Annotated in this window: 18 protein-coding genes; all 18 read right to left on the bottom strand. The window is 57.3% G+C overall.

The window, feature by feature from the left end; all coding sequences use genetic code 11:
* Positions 1 to 10: 10 nt before the first annotated feature.
* Complete coding sequence (locus A8O26_RS27580) at positions 11 to 517, bottom strand: phage major tail tube protein (protein ID WP_064120772.1); 507 nt, start codon at positions 515 to 517, stop codon at positions 11 to 13.
* The gene (locus tag A8O26_RS27575) at positions 517 to 1,683 is read right to left on the bottom strand and encodes a hypothetical protein (protein WP_064120771.1); all 1,167 of its coding nucleotides are present in this window, start codon (positions 1,681 to 1,683) and stop codon (positions 517 to 519) included. Before A8O26_RS27575 ends, A8O26_RS27580 begins: the two co-directional genes overlap by 1 nt.
* A 2-nt stretch (positions 1,684 to 1,685) precedes the next feature.
* The gene (locus tag A8O26_RS27570) at positions 1,686 to 1,871 is read right to left on the bottom strand and encodes a hypothetical protein (RefSeq protein ID WP_007908808.1); all 186 of its coding nucleotides are present in this window, start codon (positions 1,869 to 1,871) and stop codon (positions 1,686 to 1,688) included.
* Between the two features lie 101 nt (positions 1,872 to 1,972).
* On the bottom strand, positions 1,973 to 2,401 hold the full coding sequence (locus tag A8O26_RS27565) for a phage tail assembly chaperone (protein WP_064120770.1): 429 nt from the start codon (positions 2,399 to 2,401) through the stop codon (positions 1,973 to 1,975).
* Between the two features lie 15 nt (positions 2,402 to 2,416).
* Positions 2,417 to 4,828, bottom strand: coding sequence for a phage tail-collar fiber domain-containing protein (locus A8O26_RS27560; RefSeq protein ID WP_064120769.1), 2,412 nt, complete (start codon positions 4,826 to 4,828; stop codon positions 2,417 to 2,419).
* Entirely contained in the window at positions 4,829 to 5,464 is a 636-nt protein-coding gene (locus tag A8O26_RS27555) for a phage tail protein I (RefSeq protein ID WP_064120768.1), read from the bottom strand.
* Complete coding sequence (locus A8O26_RS27550; RefSeq protein ID WP_064120767.1) at positions 5,461 to 6,456, bottom strand: baseplate J/gp47 family protein; 996 nt, start codon at positions 6,454 to 6,456, stop codon at positions 5,461 to 5,463. Before A8O26_RS27550 ends, A8O26_RS27555 begins: the two co-directional genes overlap by 4 nt.
* Positions 6,453 to 6,785: a hypothetical protein gene (locus tag A8O26_RS27545; protein ID WP_064120766.1), complete on the bottom strand. Its 333-nt coding sequence runs from the start codon at positions 6,783 to 6,785 to the stop codon at positions 6,453 to 6,455. The genes A8O26_RS27550 and A8O26_RS27545 overlap by 4 nt, the downstream gene beginning before the upstream one ends.
* 14 nt (positions 6,786 to 6,799) lie before the next feature.
* Positions 6,800 to 7,408: a phage baseplate assembly protein V gene (locus tag A8O26_RS27540; RefSeq protein WP_064120765.1), complete on the bottom strand. Its 609-nt coding sequence runs from the start codon at positions 7,406 to 7,408 to the stop codon at positions 6,800 to 6,802.
* Positions 7,408 to 7,923, bottom strand: coding sequence for a hypothetical protein (locus A8O26_RS27535; protein WP_064120764.1), 516 nt, complete (start codon positions 7,921 to 7,923; stop codon positions 7,408 to 7,410). Before A8O26_RS27535 ends, A8O26_RS27540 begins: the two co-directional genes overlap by 1 nt.
* Positions 7,924 to 7,993: 70 nt before the next feature.
* On the bottom strand, positions 7,994 to 8,332 hold the full coding sequence (locus tag A8O26_RS27530; RefSeq protein ID WP_011332709.1) for a phage holin family protein: 339 nt from the start codon (positions 8,330 to 8,332) through the stop codon (positions 7,994 to 7,996).
* Positions 8,333 to 8,475: 143 nt separating this feature from the next.
* Entirely contained in the window at positions 8,476 to 8,916 is a 441-nt protein-coding gene (locus A8O26_RS27525; protein ID WP_064120763.1) for a tail fiber assembly protein, read from the bottom strand.
* Between the two features lie 143 nt (positions 8,917 to 9,059).
* Positions 9,060 to 9,476 carry a tail fiber assembly protein gene (locus tag A8O26_RS27520; RefSeq protein ID WP_064120762.1) on the bottom strand — a complete coding sequence of 139 codons (417 nt, stop codon included), beginning with the start codon at positions 9,474 to 9,476 and terminating at the stop codon, positions 9,060 to 9,062.
* Positions 9,477 to 9,990: 514 nt separating this feature from the next.
* On the bottom strand, positions 9,991 to 10,725 hold the full coding sequence (locus A8O26_RS27515; RefSeq protein WP_064120761.1) for an XRE family transcriptional regulator: 735 nt from the start codon (positions 10,723 to 10,725) through the stop codon (positions 9,991 to 9,993).
* Positions 10,726 to 10,863: 138 nt separating this feature from the next.
* Positions 10,864 to 11,046, bottom strand: coding sequence for a hypothetical protein (locus tag A8O26_RS27510; protein WP_064120760.1), 183 nt, complete (start codon positions 11,044 to 11,046; stop codon positions 10,864 to 10,866).
* 89 nt (positions 11,047 to 11,135) lie between these two features.
* A complete protein-coding gene (locus tag A8O26_RS27505) occupies positions 11,136 to 11,516 on the bottom strand; it encodes a DUF1090 domain-containing protein (RefSeq protein ID WP_064120759.1) in 381 nt (126 codons plus the stop codon).
* 557 nt (positions 11,517 to 12,073) lie between these two features.
* On the bottom strand, positions 12,074 to 12,565 hold the full coding sequence (locus A8O26_RS27500) for a hypothetical protein (RefSeq protein ID WP_064120837.1): 492 nt from the start codon (positions 12,563 to 12,565) through the stop codon (positions 12,074 to 12,076).
* A complete protein-coding gene (locus A8O26_RS27495; protein ID WP_064120758.1) occupies positions 12,532 to 13,290 on the bottom strand; it encodes a winged helix-turn-helix domain-containing protein in 759 nt (252 codons plus the stop codon). The genes A8O26_RS27500 and A8O26_RS27495 overlap by 34 nt, the downstream gene beginning before the upstream one ends.
* Positions 13,291 to 13,376 lie beyond the last annotated feature (86 nt).

The raw sequence follows: 13,376 nt of genomic DNA, 5'->3' as shown, positions 1-13,376 counted from the left end.
AAGCCCTGAGCTACGGCATCAGCACCGCACGCCGGGCATCACCGAGGATGTCGACGCCGTTGAGCACGAACTTCTGGGTGCGCACGTCGATGTCGATCACCGGTACGCCGTTTTCCAGGCGGTTGTAGGTGCGGCAGGACAGCTCCAGTGTGGTGATGGCTTTGCTACCCATTTTCAGGGCATCCTCACCCAGGGATTTCAGCTTGCCGCCGACGGTGTGGTAGGTGAACCAGGTGTTGCCATCCTGATCCTGGCCGGCTTCGCGCACGTTCAGCAGGATGTCGTCGCCCAGCTTCACACCCAGCGCAAGCATGACTTCAGCGCCCATGCCTTGAAGCTTCAGCGTGGCATTCAGCGGCTTGGCGCTCTTGGCCATTTCTTCAACGATGAAGCGCCCGCCCGCCATGCTTTCCATGTCGAAATCAATTTTCGGCGGGGTGAATTCCTCAACGGTCGCCGACAACGGCAGGCCTTGCAGGGTGGCCGCGATGGCCTGTCTTACGCGGTTGGTAAACATTAGAGAACGTCCTCCAGGAACTGCTCGATGATTTCATCGCGGGCGTTGAGTTGATAAACCATGTGTTCGTTCGGCGCGTAGCGGCCGTAGTCGATGACCACGTACCAGGTGCCGTTCTTGTACTTCTCGACGCTGTTCAGTTCCGGGTGCAGATAGACGCTGCCGCCAGGAATGGTTTCGTCGGCGACCAGGGTTTGCAGCCAGTCGTTGATGCGCTTGACCTCTTGATCCATGAAGGATTTGGTAAGGTTTTTCGCCATGGCTTTCTGGCCGGCCTTGACCAGCTTGCGGCTGATCGCATCTTCCAGACCGACGTAGCTGATGAACTTGCCGGTGATCGAGCGGTTACCCAGCAACGAGAAGCCGCCAAGCACGGTACGGGCGTAGTAGCTGACGCCGTAGCGATTGAGCAGATCGCCTTCGGTGGAGGTGTCGAGGATGTTGTATTCGACGACGCGGGACACGTCCTCGGCGTAGGTCACCTGGTTGCCCGGGCTCTCCCACTGCTTGACCTTGGCCAGCGCGGCAATCGCCAGGCTGGAAGGCGACAGGAAGACGTTTTTCTTCGCCGCTTTCGAGTACACGGCGGGCATGTTGTGCACCACCAGGCAACGGTCGAAACCGAGATCCGCACCGCCCAGTTCCTGGCTGTACAGCACTTGATCGGCGACCGAGGCGTCCTTGCCGTCCAGCACCACACGGGCCTTGATGCGCTTGCCGAACGAGGCGAACTCGCTGGCCACCGCTTTGGTGCCGGTGAAGCCCGGCGCGCCGATGATGGTCAGGTCTTCCGGGACACTGCCCAGCGCGGCCAGACCAAGCTTGCGACCGGTCAGCGGATCGACGCCGCCGATCACTGCGTTAACGGTGTCGGCCGGGGTCGCGCCCGCTTCGACGATCACTACGTAGACCGGCACCTTGACCACTTTGAGGATCTGGTAGACGGCATGGTACAGAGTGCCCTCTTCCGAACCGGTCGGATCGAGCAGCGCGTGGGTGGTGAAGCTGTTGATGCGGAACGGCGCGTTACGCGGAATCAGCGGATCGGCTTTCGGCGCAGTGCCGACCAGACCGATGACGTTGTCACCCAGGCCACCCATGGCCTCGGGGGATTCGGTGGCATTGACGGTAATGCCGTTGTGCTCGAAGTTCAAAACCTCAGCCATGTTCAGTCAGCCTTCTTGGCAGCGGCCTTTTTGGCCTGGGTGGTAGGTGTTTTCAGCTCCAGTCGACCGGCGAAGTGCAAGGCACTGGCTTCGACGTCGAGCAGATCAAGGTCTTGACCGATGCTCGACCAATGCCCACCGCCGGTGGGGAATGGGACGAGCACGGTGTAGGTTTGGCGGGTTGCCATTTTTCGTTTCTCCATAAACGGGAAAGCCCCTCGTGGGGAGGGGCTTGGCGGGTGTTGAGTGTTATTGGGTGGACAAGAAAACGCCCCGGGGTTCGGGGCGTTCAACGTACTTGCAGAGCGATCCAATCAGGTTGTTCAGGCCGAGCCTGCTCCTTCGGAAATTGCTCTGACTGTGGCCAATCGCGCAAGTCCTTCAAATAAGCCAGCAACGCCTGATATTGATCGACGGTCAGTGTTGTATCGCTGGACATTTCGAGTTCATCGCGATGACGCTCACGCAACCACTTCACGTTTTCAATCTTGCCGTCACGCCAAATGCGCTCCCGATCAGCCTCGGATTCACGGTCCAGTTCAGGCGTCCTCAGGACAGGCCTTCCATGCTCATCTGCACCGATCACCAGCGATTGCGCTTCTCCCGCTAAAAGCTCAGAGCGCAGCTGTGGGGTGATTTCCACTGCATCGTCAGGCATTGCAACGTGAACGGCATCGTCGTAAAAGCCACCAGTCGAGGCGGCATAAAAAAGTGACATGAATAATTCTCCCTGTTACCAGCCGATCGAAATCCACGGCCCATTCGGTTGACCACTGCTACCGATGGCAGAAACAGTGAACTTCGTAAGACCGCCGTACATGACACATAGGGTGGAAGTGATCGAGGTAGAGCCCGCCGAGGAACTGTTGCCGACCAGCGTCATGATTTCGGCAGTCGGATAGGCTATCGGGTACGTAACGCTCACTTGGGCTCCTGCCGCAATCGCATTGATCGTCCCCCACTGGATGATCACTCCACCCAGCCAGCTCGGCAGCATGAGGTAACCAACGCGCTCCTTGGACATAGAAAAGCCCCAGCGCAACTTCTTCGGCGTGACAATGGTTTTGTCATCCACGCCGGCATCGGTCTGTGCCTGAGAGGCCAGTTTTGCCGTGCCTTGATTGGGTTCAGTCGCTTGTTGCGCGAAAGCGGTCAGCGCACTGATGTCAATGTTTCCCTGATTGATCGGCGCGTTCCAGGCCTTGATGCACCACATGACGGCGAGGTTGCGCGGACGCATGACTCCCAATGCCCCAGCACTGACCGGCGTATTGCCAGCGGTGAATACCGCATTGGAAACGCTGTAATCCGTCGTGTTATGAGGATCAAGCCCATGTGCGTCCTGAAGTCCGGCATCTGATGCCGTGTTATGCCAGAGGCCCGAAACAGCCGGAGAGACATTGGAGGGGTCGAAAGACTGGAGGCTACCTTTCTGCCAACTACCAATCGGGCGTCCGCCATCTACACCGCGCCCATGATCCCAACCGCGCAGGAATTCACCGCGCGACTCGGGTAAGCGGAAGTTGCCTGCGCCCTCGTTGCCTTTGTTGTAACTGGTACCGAGATAAGCGGCCAGATCCGGATAAGTCGCAATGCTCTGCACACTGCCATCCAGCTCCAGAAAACCCGGCGGAACGATACCTGTCGGGAAGGCCAATACTGCACCGACAGGAACGGCAGATCCGAGCCGCGACACTTCCTTGACCAGTGCTGCTACGTCGATGTTTCCCTGATTGACCGGGGCGTTCCAGGCTTTGATGCACCACATGACAGTGATGTTTCGTGGACGAGCCTCATTACCACCGGAGGCTTTAGTGACAACGTCGTCGGTTCCGTTGTACTGCTGCAAATAATTTCGTCTGACGTCCCCCGCCATAAAAATATCAGCGATGACATCGTAGGTTGTCCCGTGAATGTGGGATTTGTTGTCGTCAGCCTGCCAACTGCCAAGACCACGTCCAGCATCCACACCACGCCCATGATCCCAACCGCGCAAAAATTCCCCGCGAGTTTCCGGCAAGCGGAAATTACCAACACCCTCATTCCCCTTATTGAACTTGCCACCCAGATAGGCGCTAAGGTCAGGGTAAAGTGCGCTGCTCTGGACGCTGTTATCCAGTTCAAGAAAACCCGGCGGCGGTGCATCAACCGGGAACGCGACAATCGAGCCCACCGGCAATGCTGACGCCTTGGCAATCAGCGCTTCAACTTCCGCTTTGGTGTACGAATCCTTGATTCCAAACCCTGCGAGCGTCTCGGGATTTGCCCCGGCAGTCGCTCGGCCATATTCATCAACCGTCAGACTCTTGTAAGTCCCGGCAGCAATCCCGGTACGCCCCGCCAGCATCTTGAACGTCAGCGCCGTGGTGCCGAGGGTAATCGGTGCATTGGTGGTCAGGTGCCACAACGAATCTCCATTTGCTGTGCCCTCCTCGACCATGACCGTCAGGCCCGGCGTAACCTTGGCGCTGCTGTTGGCATCGGTCGCCCGCCCCCAGTCGCCATTGGTGACGATCCACAGGCCGTTATCCTTGGCCAGCGTCTGGTTCGCAACAAGCACGCGGTCGCCAGCAATCACTGCAACACCGTCGATTTGCTGCGCACCGTTCAGCACCACATTGGTGGTAGCCGCAACACGCACCGACTGCTTGCCATCAAGCTTGCCGAGTTCTTCGGCGAGGTAACTCATGACCCAGGCACGCGTGGCCTTGACGACGGTGTCATCAATCAACAACGTCACCAGCGATGCATTGCTGGTCTCGAAAATCGAACGAATGTAAAACTCTTTGCCCGAACCGGAAGTGGCCAGAACCGGTTTGAACGACTCCGGATATTTGACGATGGCGTAGAGAACGCCAGTGTCAGTCCACAGCCCGGCCTCTCGTACATACCAGCCGCCAACATCCGGCGGAATGGTCACTTCGGCGAGCAGCCAGCTCGGATTTTTTTCGTCCTGGAACAGCGCATTGAGCGGCCCGCGCCAGACTTCGCGTTTCAGCGCGGTGGCGGTTGCGGCCGGGTTGTAGACCGTGCCGCCGCCATCGCCGACGGAAATCTGCGTCAACTTGATCGGCGTGCCCGCGGCCTTGCACGCCGTTTCGTAGGCAATCCCTGCGTTGGTGAGCAGGGTGTAATAGTCAGCCATTCAGGCCCCCTGAGGATAAATAGTGGATGTTTCGACGGTGTACAACGCAGCGGCCATGAACGCCTCGCCAGAGGTTTCAAGGCCTTCGATGAACACCGGATAAACCGTGGTCAGCTCACCGCAGAACGTTGCGGCGCCGATGACATGATTGCCGAACGCGCTGAGACCCACCGAGACCGTCAGCACATCGCGTTCGCTTTTGGCATCAGCCAGGCGTCGGTCGAGACGTGAATCGATTTCTTCGCTGTAGGGTTGCTCGCTGAAGGCTCGTACCGAAAAGCTGTAAGGCGCGCCGGGCGGTGCCTGTTCGTACCAGGCGCGGATTTCGGGACGCAGTTGCAACCCCTTGGCGGCGTTTTCCAGCGCCTTGCGGGTGCCGGCCTGACGCGCGGTGGGCCAGGCGAGTTCGACGGTCAGGCGCTTTTCCGCCTCCGGCGCAGCGGTGCTCCATTCAGCCACGCCGCGATCCGCAGCCAGATACGGCAGAAAGGCAACCGGTGTTTCTGCGGGATTCATCAGTTCCGGGAACGGCGGCGCGATGCGATCAAGCAGTGCGCCGAAACCCAGATCCAGACCTCGTTCAAGTGCCGAACTGTTGGCCGGCAACAGCGTGGGGCGCTGAGTCTTTTCACTCATAGCGTCAGCACCTCAACTTCGACCGCTGTGCAGTACGGCGCTTGAAACGCTGTGGTCACGATCGGCGTCAGCGGTTCGAGAATCTGCAGTTGCACGGCGCCGGCGCTGTGCAGCGTAAAGTCGATCCAGCTCGGATCGACCCGGCCTTCAAGACGATGACAACTGTCGGCGTAAGCCTGCAGTTGCTGTTGCGCGGCGACTTTGGTCAGGCCTGAATCTGGGCCGGAATTGATCTTGGCGACGACACGAATTTTGTACCGCTGAATGTCGGCAGCCTTGACGGTGACGAGGTCGGTTTCCGGGCACACATCCGGCCGCGCGAAGTGCTGACGAACGCCCTCAAGCAATGCGGCAGAAGGTGTGCCATCGCCCTCGCGGGACAGCACCGTGACCTGCACTTCACCGGGGGCAGTGCGTCGGCCATTGCCATCCTTGACCTGCGCGGCGAGACCATCGGGGTTGAAGGTGTAAGTGACATTCACCACACCGGCATCGGTGGATTCGACCTGCACCGTTGGCCGCTCGCCGAGGGTGAAGACTTCGCGGCGATATTGCATCCGTGAGCCCGCTGCCGGGGCATGCGGCGCCAGGTAATAACGCAGGCGTGCATCGTCATCGCTTTCATAAATCGCCGGCACCGGCGGGAACGCCGCCGGATCGCCCGGATCGAGCAACTGTCGCTCCAGGCCCATGTCGGCCAGCCGCGCATCGAGGTTGCTGCCGGTCGCCCACCACGCCAGCATCTGCTTGATGCGAGCGTTGTATTTGCGTTCGTGCGTTTGCAGCCGGACGCAGAAAGCCTCCAGCGCCATAGTCAGCAGTTCACTTTCGTTGTCGAGGCTGGTCTTGAGTTTCGCGGCGCTGTCCGGCGAACGCGCCCCGACGTACTCGACGACGAACGTCTTGAACTCGGCGAGCAAGTCTTCGAAGGCTTCAACGGTGATCAGTGCGGGTTCGGCCAATTGGTTCTGGCCGGGGATCAACATGCTCATGTCACGACCTCGAAGGTTTGTTGACGGTTTTTCCAGGTGCCGGCGAAACGCAGCAGCAGGCCGGCGCCTCGACGGCTGGCGACGATCACTTGCGGTTGAAAATCGCTGATCCCGTTATGCGCGTTGTAGAACGCTTGCGCGGCGTGGCTCTGCGCCAGGAGCAGCACGTCGTCACCGAGGTTCTGCCCCAACAGCGTGGGGATCAGCGAGCCATAAAGGGGCCTTTTTTGCCGGGTGCCCAGCGGCGTGGTCAGGGCCCGGGTCGCGCGCTGCACAAACTGCAGCCAGTCGTCGACCGTGGCCCCACTGTCTCTATCGATTCCGATCATGGGAAGCTCTTGAATCAGGGGCTGATGACACGGCCCTGGTGATCGACCAAGGGGCCGCTGAAGTGCACGCCCGAGGCGTCGATGCTCAGGCCGACGGCACCCAGTTGCAGGGTGATCAGCTGCGGCGTCATTGCCAGTCGAGCCGGGCCGATGCTCAGTTGCAGCGCCTCACGAGAGCCGGTGAAGGCCGCCGGGCCGTTTTGCCAGTGCAACGTGTGCGAGGCGTCGTCGTACCCGCTTTCGCTGCCGTCCTGATGCACACGACGGGTCAGCGTCGGTACCGTCGAGGCCGGTGGAAAGCGATCACTGTTCAAGCCGAACAGGGCGACACTTTGTGCGCCGCTTTCGCCGCTGCCGTAGTTGAACAGCAGACACTGCTCACCCACGGTCGGAATCCGCGACTCACTCTGCGCACCGGCGCTGGGGTTGAAAAACTTGATGGCCGGCGTGAGCAAGCCGCCGTGGCTGACCTGACAGGTGTTGCTCGCGGCATCGACGGTCTGGCAAGTGCCGATGCGACAGAAGCTTTCGGCGCGGCGGTGCAGGTCGTCGATTTCCGCTTCCATCTCGGCCAGTCGCTCAATGATCGGGCCGAGTTGCATGCGCAAAAGTGCATCGAACATCAGTCAGCCTCCAGCGCGGTGTATTGGTCGGGGTCGTCGATATTGCTGACTTCCCAGGTGCGGGCGAATTTCGGGATGCCAAGCGGGTCGTCAAGCAGGGTCGGGCCAAGGTAGAGGATCTGATCGAACGTCAGGGTCCAGGCCTTGTATTGCTGGCCGAGCAATGATGGCAAGCCATCGATGTTCATCGGCAGATCACACTGATCGCCGGACAGCCCCCAACGGTTGTCGGTGATCAGATTTTTCAACACGGCGATCAGATCGCACGCTGCGAACGCGGTCGCAGCGTGCGCCGGGATAACTTGCAATGACAACGTCATCGCATGTGCGATACGCCCATCGGCACCGCGCAATCCTGATGCGTTGCGGTCAAAGTCGATCAGTACCCAGGCCTGATCGCCAGGCGCAGTGAAATCGTCGAGATTGCCGACAATGATGTTGAACCCGGCGGTGTTGCGCAGCGTCGTCGCAATAGCTGTGAACAGTTGCGACGGCTGCTGGATCGGTGTGGGCATACATGACCTCCTTTTCAATCGTCCACGCGCAGCCCTGCCGCCCAAAGGGCGGCACGAATAACATTTGAGGTTAAGGCTGGTCGCGGGGTGGGACTTCGCAGACGCCAATACGCTTGGCGGCCCAGCGCTCGTACAGACCAATGGCCACGTCGGCCCCGGCCATGGCGGTCAGGCAACCGAAAGCGCCAGCCGCCCAGATCGATAATCCCGCGGCATACAGCAGCATGATCGCCGACACGCCGCAGATCATGCAGGCGCCAGAACGCAAGGCCAGGCGCCGCAGCAGTGACCAGCCGCGGGCGCCCTCCTTGTCCGCGCGCCACATTTCGCCGGACACCCCGCCCACCACGGCGAGCAGGATGACCAGCCAGATCGGCATGTCCGCCAACGCTTGTTGCTCGTTTGTCATGTCACGCCTCCGGGAATGTTGGATGAATGGTGTGTGTTGGGTTCAATCGTTTTCTCTTGAGGCAGGCATTCCAAAAAGCCCGGCACAGGGCCGGGCTTTTCAGTAATGCGCTCTCGATAGAGGTCATGACAGGGATGACCGAATCAGAAGGGAGCCACCGGCCAGTTGACGGTGGACGGATAGCCGGATTGTTGCTTCATGTCGCTGAGACCCACGCAGTACTGTTTGTAGGCGAGCAACAGCGCTTGTTCTTCAGGCGTGGCGACACCAATGTCCACTTTGTAATGCAGAGAATTGAGCATCAACCATTGCCCCGCTGCAGACAAAAGCTCCAGAGCCTCCTGCGCCACATCCTTTTCGAGTTCTTGATAGGTTGGTTCACTGAATTCCCAATCGACGTAATTGGTCGTGGTGCCCTTCCATCCCACCTGGACTGCCGGGTTTGTGCTGATATCCACCCAATAACCATTCGACAACTTCGCTTCCACTGGCATGGCCGTGGGTTTCTCCACAGCGTCCACGATCACCAGAACTTTGTTGAAGGGTTTCGAGTAATTGAATCGAACAAAGGCATAGCGGTTCATTGTTTCTCCTGCTGGCACTCATCGCGACTGTTGGCTTTAGGCGCTGAGTAAATATCGGGCACGCATCGTTGAAGAGGCCCGGTTATCCACCGAGCTTTTCAGCGATGCACTGCGAATGTCGGTATCGGCGCAGCAAACGCTGTTTACGGAACTTCAGGCCAGGTAACAGTCAGCGGGTAGCCCGGCTGTTTGTTGACGTTGCTCAGTGCGATGAAGAACTGCTTGTATTCCAGTAGCGCAGTTTCCTCAGCCGGCGTGGCCAGCCCCAGCTCAACCTTTTGCACCAGGGCCGACGTCGCCAGAGTGGTGTTGGCCTTATCGAGACGATTTGTTCTTGCGTTACGCAACTGGATAGCCAGCAAGGACGGCTGGCCCCACATATCGCTGTCGGTAAATGTCCAGACGCCGTCGGTGTTTACCGCGTTCCAGGAGTAGTCGATCTTGGGCAGCGCGCTGACATCCACCCAGACTTGATCCGCTGGAAACTCATCGGTGATCGGGTTAGCGGTTTCAAAAATGTTGTCGACTTTGCCCGCAACAACACGTGCGTACTTTTTCATGCTCATCATCCTTATTGATTGCCGGTATCCCGGCCTTTCAGTTCCTGCCCAGGTAGGCATTCCAAAAAGCCCGGCAGCAAGCCGGGCTTTTCAGTAATGCGCTCCTTCGCCTTCCTTCAAATCCTGTGTTCAAGAAGGAAGCTGACCTTTCGGCGCTACTGGCGCGGTACGAGTCCATTCAAATTGTTTTTCCGACCGCGGTCCCTGCCCGCCGGATAACTGCTTCTGGTGCTTTACGCTGCACACCCGGGTCAGTTGCCAACCCTCTGAACCGTTGAGGCCGGTTCATCGCTGCCTGTTCTTGTCGAACTAAAGAGCTGTCTTGCCAGCCGCTTTGTCGAGCGGCTTGGTGGCAAGGATATGCATTCATGCATATGCAGTCAATGCGTAAATGCATTTATTTATGCGCGAGAAATGCATGGACGCATAGGAGCCCCGTCAGACAAGGGTTCTACGGTTTCTCAAAGGCAAAAAAAAACCCGCCGATGGGCGGGTTTTGTCTGAGCGGGTGGCTTTATCGGGCGTACATGCCCCACCAGAAGACGTGACCGAGGATGACGATTTGCTCCTCCTGCATATCCTGGAAGCTGTAGTCCTCGTCCGGATGCTCATCACGGTTGAAGCTGCGCAGGCGAATACCGGTGGGCAGACGGTAGAGTTGCTTCACGCGTAATTGCCCGTTGTGATTGATTGCATAGAGGTCGCCATCGACGATGTCGCCGATGCCGCACTTGCCCGCATTAACGCCGACGGTGGCACCGTCGCGCAGTACCGGCAGCATACTGTTACCCCGGACCGTCACGCATTTGGCCTGGTCGAACTGCACACCGTTATGGCGCAGGCTACGCTTTCCAAAGCGCAGGCTAGAGCGCTCGCTCTCTTCGATGACGAATCTTCCTGATCCAGCAGCCAATTCAACCTCGCGAAGGAACGGCACCGATACTTCGTCATCATCGACAGGCGTATCGTCGTCCCACAGCATTATGTCCTTGAGTTCCGCGTGCACGTCGTCACGCACGGCACCGGCCGACGCCGCGACATCCGCACGTCCGCGCAACTGATCAGTGCTCACGTTGAAGTATTCGGCAATCTTCGAAATGTGTTTATCCGAGGGATCGACGATCTTCCCGCTGAGAATCCGCGAGAGAGTGGATTGAGGCACGCCGGTGCGACGGTGGAGCTCCGTGGGGGAGATCCCGTGCTGGTCGAGCAGTGCTCTTAAGACGGAGGCTACGTTGCGTTTTTGCATAACGCGCATAGTGCTTGAAGTTATTCGCGAAGACAAATGCTGATTTGCATAATTAACGCATAAATATGAATTCAGCCTCAAGATGATATTGCCGAGCCATCATTTTGAATTGAATAAAGGCCCGGTTGTAACATGTTGTCAGCCTCTGACGCGTCGCGCGGCAGCATTGGCTTTTTTAAGCCGATCGGTTCTGGCCTTCCTGTCGTAATCGTCTTTGGCGCCCATGATTCCACCAGCAGCATGCACCCAGTCGGTGGCGGTGCAGCCAGAGATCAGCACAGCAGAAGTAAAGACTGAAGCAAAGATAAGGATGTTTTTCATATTCAATTTTCCGGTGTCGCTGATGAGCAGGTTCAATTGCAGAGTTGAAAAAGAACACCTGCTGCGGTTCGTTGGTGGTGGTTGCCCCTTTACTCATCCATGAGCTTTTGCAGTTTTGTCTGAGCCCGTTCGAGCCTGGCTTCCTGTTTTTTGATGACTTTCACATCACCGTACCGACGCGCGGCCTGCAGATAGCTCTGTCTGCGTCGCACTTCGGCTGCGGCCTTTTGGAGGGCGCTTGAACGGTCATCTTGCGCGGAGGGTTCTTGGCAATAACGCTCGACATTGGCAAGTGCCTGCTTCAGACCGGACGTGCGATAAACATTGTCCGCCGCCTCAGCGCGCTCAATCTGCAACACAAGTTCGGCGCGGCGCTGTGCGCAACTTTCCCGCGCGCCAGCCCATGAACTATCGATGATCAAAACGCTACCCGTCAGCAGAGACAGATGCCAAAACAGACTCGGTCTCATTAGACAAATCCCATATAATTTTTTTCTCCAGCGCGTCCACGGAAGTGGCTCACCCGAGACCATGCCTTACGACAACCTAAAGTTTCTCGCACACCCAAAAGTGCCGCCATCATCATGTCGCGACAGCGAGTTCTGCACATCGGAAAGTGTTCGACCATCCACGCCACTGGTACGTAAACATGATCGAAGCAAAGCAAAACCGGAGTGTGATCGGACAACGTAGAAAAACTGACGTCCTTTTCTGTTCCAGCAATAACCGCTGGTACAAACACAACACCTTCCCGATTTATTGCAATCGATCGTTTCCAGGCGGGAAACTTGGCCCCGTGAGAACTGCGCACGCAAAACCAGAGCATTTATAACCTTCCTCTACAGCTTAAACATCATCATGTCATTCAAGGCAACTAAACAGCCGCACTGCGGCTGAATCTCCGGTCGTCGCAGGGGCTGTTGGCTTGACTCGAATCACATTAACAACGCAGGACCGTCGAGGCCTTACTGGCATCTTACTCAGTCTTACTTACTCGCCCAGAGGCCTTGCACCTCAAGGGTTTGCGCTAGCGAGGGACATGACATACGCCATTGATCAGGTTATTGATGTTGTAGTAATACTCGGCATCGGAGAAGTAATTGAACGTCACCATACCGCCTTGAAAACCTCTTTCCATAAAAGGAAGTTCATCGCCTGCAGTGTCCGCATCAAACTTTACAATCGAACGCGTCTTGAACAGAAACCTGGAAGTGTCCAGATACGTCAACGCAATCTCGAACTTTCGATCATAGGTATAAATTTTGCCTTCAGGGGTTTTGACGACGTAGTACACATAGAGAGCGCCCTCCTTTGGATCGATCGTCATATCACCAACGCCATGCCAACGGACTTTGTGATCTTGAGTATGCACAAAATCGATGGATGCAAAACAGGGTGCGCGTGGAATATCGCGATTAATAAAATAGAAATACTTGATAATCAGAGCACCAAAGATGCCTACAGACAGGACGCCAAACAGTGCGATTACTTTTTTCCAACGAGTTGGTAGTTCACGCATATGGCCTCCCCCTTACTTTCCGGCTTGATACACTTGACCAGTAATTGGGAGAGCGGTTTTCGCACATAGTAGTTAATATCGGACAATACAATGGGTGGTTCGAACTCGCTGAGCGCTTTGACAATATCCTCTTTGGACATTCTTTCACTTTCTTCTACATACAACTTCGCTTCGCCTTCTTGCCAGATGAGTTTCCACTCCTCCAGATCAGCAGGTTTTTTAAACACCAGATAAGCGTAAAAGACCGGAAGAGCAATCGCCGGCACCAGGATTGCTGGTAAAAGGAAGCGCCAGTAACGACTGAATGGCTTTTTCACCGAGGGAGCGTCGACGATGAATGGTTCAGCATCGTTTACCACCGCAGGCGACGACTCAGAGGCTTGAGTCTGTGCGCTGACCAACCGGATTTCACACAACAGCACTACGCCACGGCGAGGCAAGGTCTTGAGACTGTCCCGAGGTAACCCGACGTCAGCGAAATGCGTGCGAAGCATGTGCAGGGTCTTGTAATAACTGCTGTCGGAAATCACCAGCCCACGCTCCCCCCAGACCCTGGAGATGAGCTGTTCCTTATCGGTCACGCCGGCTATCAGCGCCAGCAGCAGGTCGCTTTCATTGCTGCCCAGCAAGGCTGACCGCCGCGCCCGGCTGAGGGTCATTTTTCCTGAATCGTAGTAACAATCGCTCGCTGACGCTTGTGAGCCGATGCCCTCTGACTGTTCCAAGCTGCTTCCTCGACTTGCCTTGCACCCACGCGTTCTGATCATTCGATAGCTTTTCGGCACTATAGGACACAATGCCAACCCGAGCG

This window comes from Pseudomonas fluorescens, from assembly GCF_001648775.1.
GTDB lineage: Bacteria > Pseudomonadota > Gammaproteobacteria > Pseudomonadales > Pseudomonadaceae > Aquipseudomonas > Aquipseudomonas fluorescens_M.
Note: the sequence above shows the minus strand (reverse complement) of the source record. Positions and strands in the feature narration are given on the sequence as shown.

Bases quoted from the DNA above. Each gene is read 5' to 3' on its own strand.
- A8O26_RS27580 (WP_064120772.1), bottom strand. From the start codon at position 517: ATGTTTACCAACCGCGTAAGACAGGCCATCGCGGCCACCCTGCAAGGC.
- A8O26_RS27575 (WP_064120771.1), bottom strand. From the start codon at position 1,683: ATGGCTGAGGTTTTGAACTTCGAGCACAACGGCATTACCGTCAATGCC.
- A8O26_RS27570 (WP_007908808.1), bottom strand. From the start codon at position 1,871: ATGGCAACCCGCCAAACCTACACCGTGCTCGTCCCATTCCCCACCGGC.
- A8O26_RS27565 (WP_064120770.1), bottom strand. From the start codon at position 2,401: ATGTCACTTTTTTATGCCGCCTCGACTGGTGGCTTTTACGACGATGCC.
- A8O26_RS27560 (WP_064120769.1), bottom strand. From the start codon at position 4,828: ATGGCTGACTATTACACCCTGCTCACCAACGCAGGGATTGCCTACGAA.
- A8O26_RS27555 (WP_064120768.1), bottom strand. From the start codon at position 5,464: ATGAGTGAAAAGACTCAGCGCCCCACGCTGTTGCCGGCCAACAGTTCG.
- A8O26_RS27550 (WP_064120767.1), bottom strand. From the start codon at position 6,456: ATGAGCATGTTGATCCCCGGCCAGAACCAATTGGCCGAACCCGCACTG.
- A8O26_RS27545 (WP_064120766.1), bottom strand. From the start codon at position 6,785: ATGATCGGAATCGATAGAGACAGTGGGGCCACGGTCGACGACTGGCTG.
- A8O26_RS27540 (WP_064120765.1), bottom strand. From the start codon at position 7,408: ATGTTCGATGCACTTTTGCGCATGCAACTCGGCCCGATCATTGAGCGA.
- A8O26_RS27535 (WP_064120764.1), bottom strand. From the start codon at position 7,923: ATGCCCACACCGATCCAGCAGCCGTCGCAACTGTTCACAGCTATTGCG.
- A8O26_RS27530 (WP_011332709.1), bottom strand. From the start codon at position 8,332: ATGACAAACGAGCAACAAGCGTTGGCGGACATGCCGATCTGGCTGGTC.
- A8O26_RS27525 (WP_064120763.1), bottom strand. From the start codon at position 8,916: ATGAACCGCTATGCCTTTGTTCGATTCAATTACTCGAAACCCTTCAAC.
- A8O26_RS27520 (WP_064120762.1), bottom strand. From the start codon at position 9,476: ATGAAAAAGTACGCACGTGTTGTTGCGGGCAAAGTCGACAACATTTTT.
- A8O26_RS27515 (WP_064120761.1), bottom strand. From the start codon at position 10,725: ATGCAAAAACGCAACGTAGCCTCCGTCTTAAGAGCACTGCTCGACCAG.
- A8O26_RS27510 (WP_064120760.1), bottom strand. From the start codon at position 11,046: ATGAAAAACATCCTTATCTTTGCTTCAGTCTTTACTTCTGCTGTGCTG.
- A8O26_RS27505 (WP_064120759.1), bottom strand. From the start codon at position 11,516: ATGAGACCGAGTCTGTTTTGGCATCTGTCTCTGCTGACGGGTAGCGTT.
- A8O26_RS27500 (WP_064120837.1), bottom strand. From the start codon at position 12,565: ATGCGTGAACTACCAACTCGTTGGAAAAAAGTAATCGCACTGTTTGGC.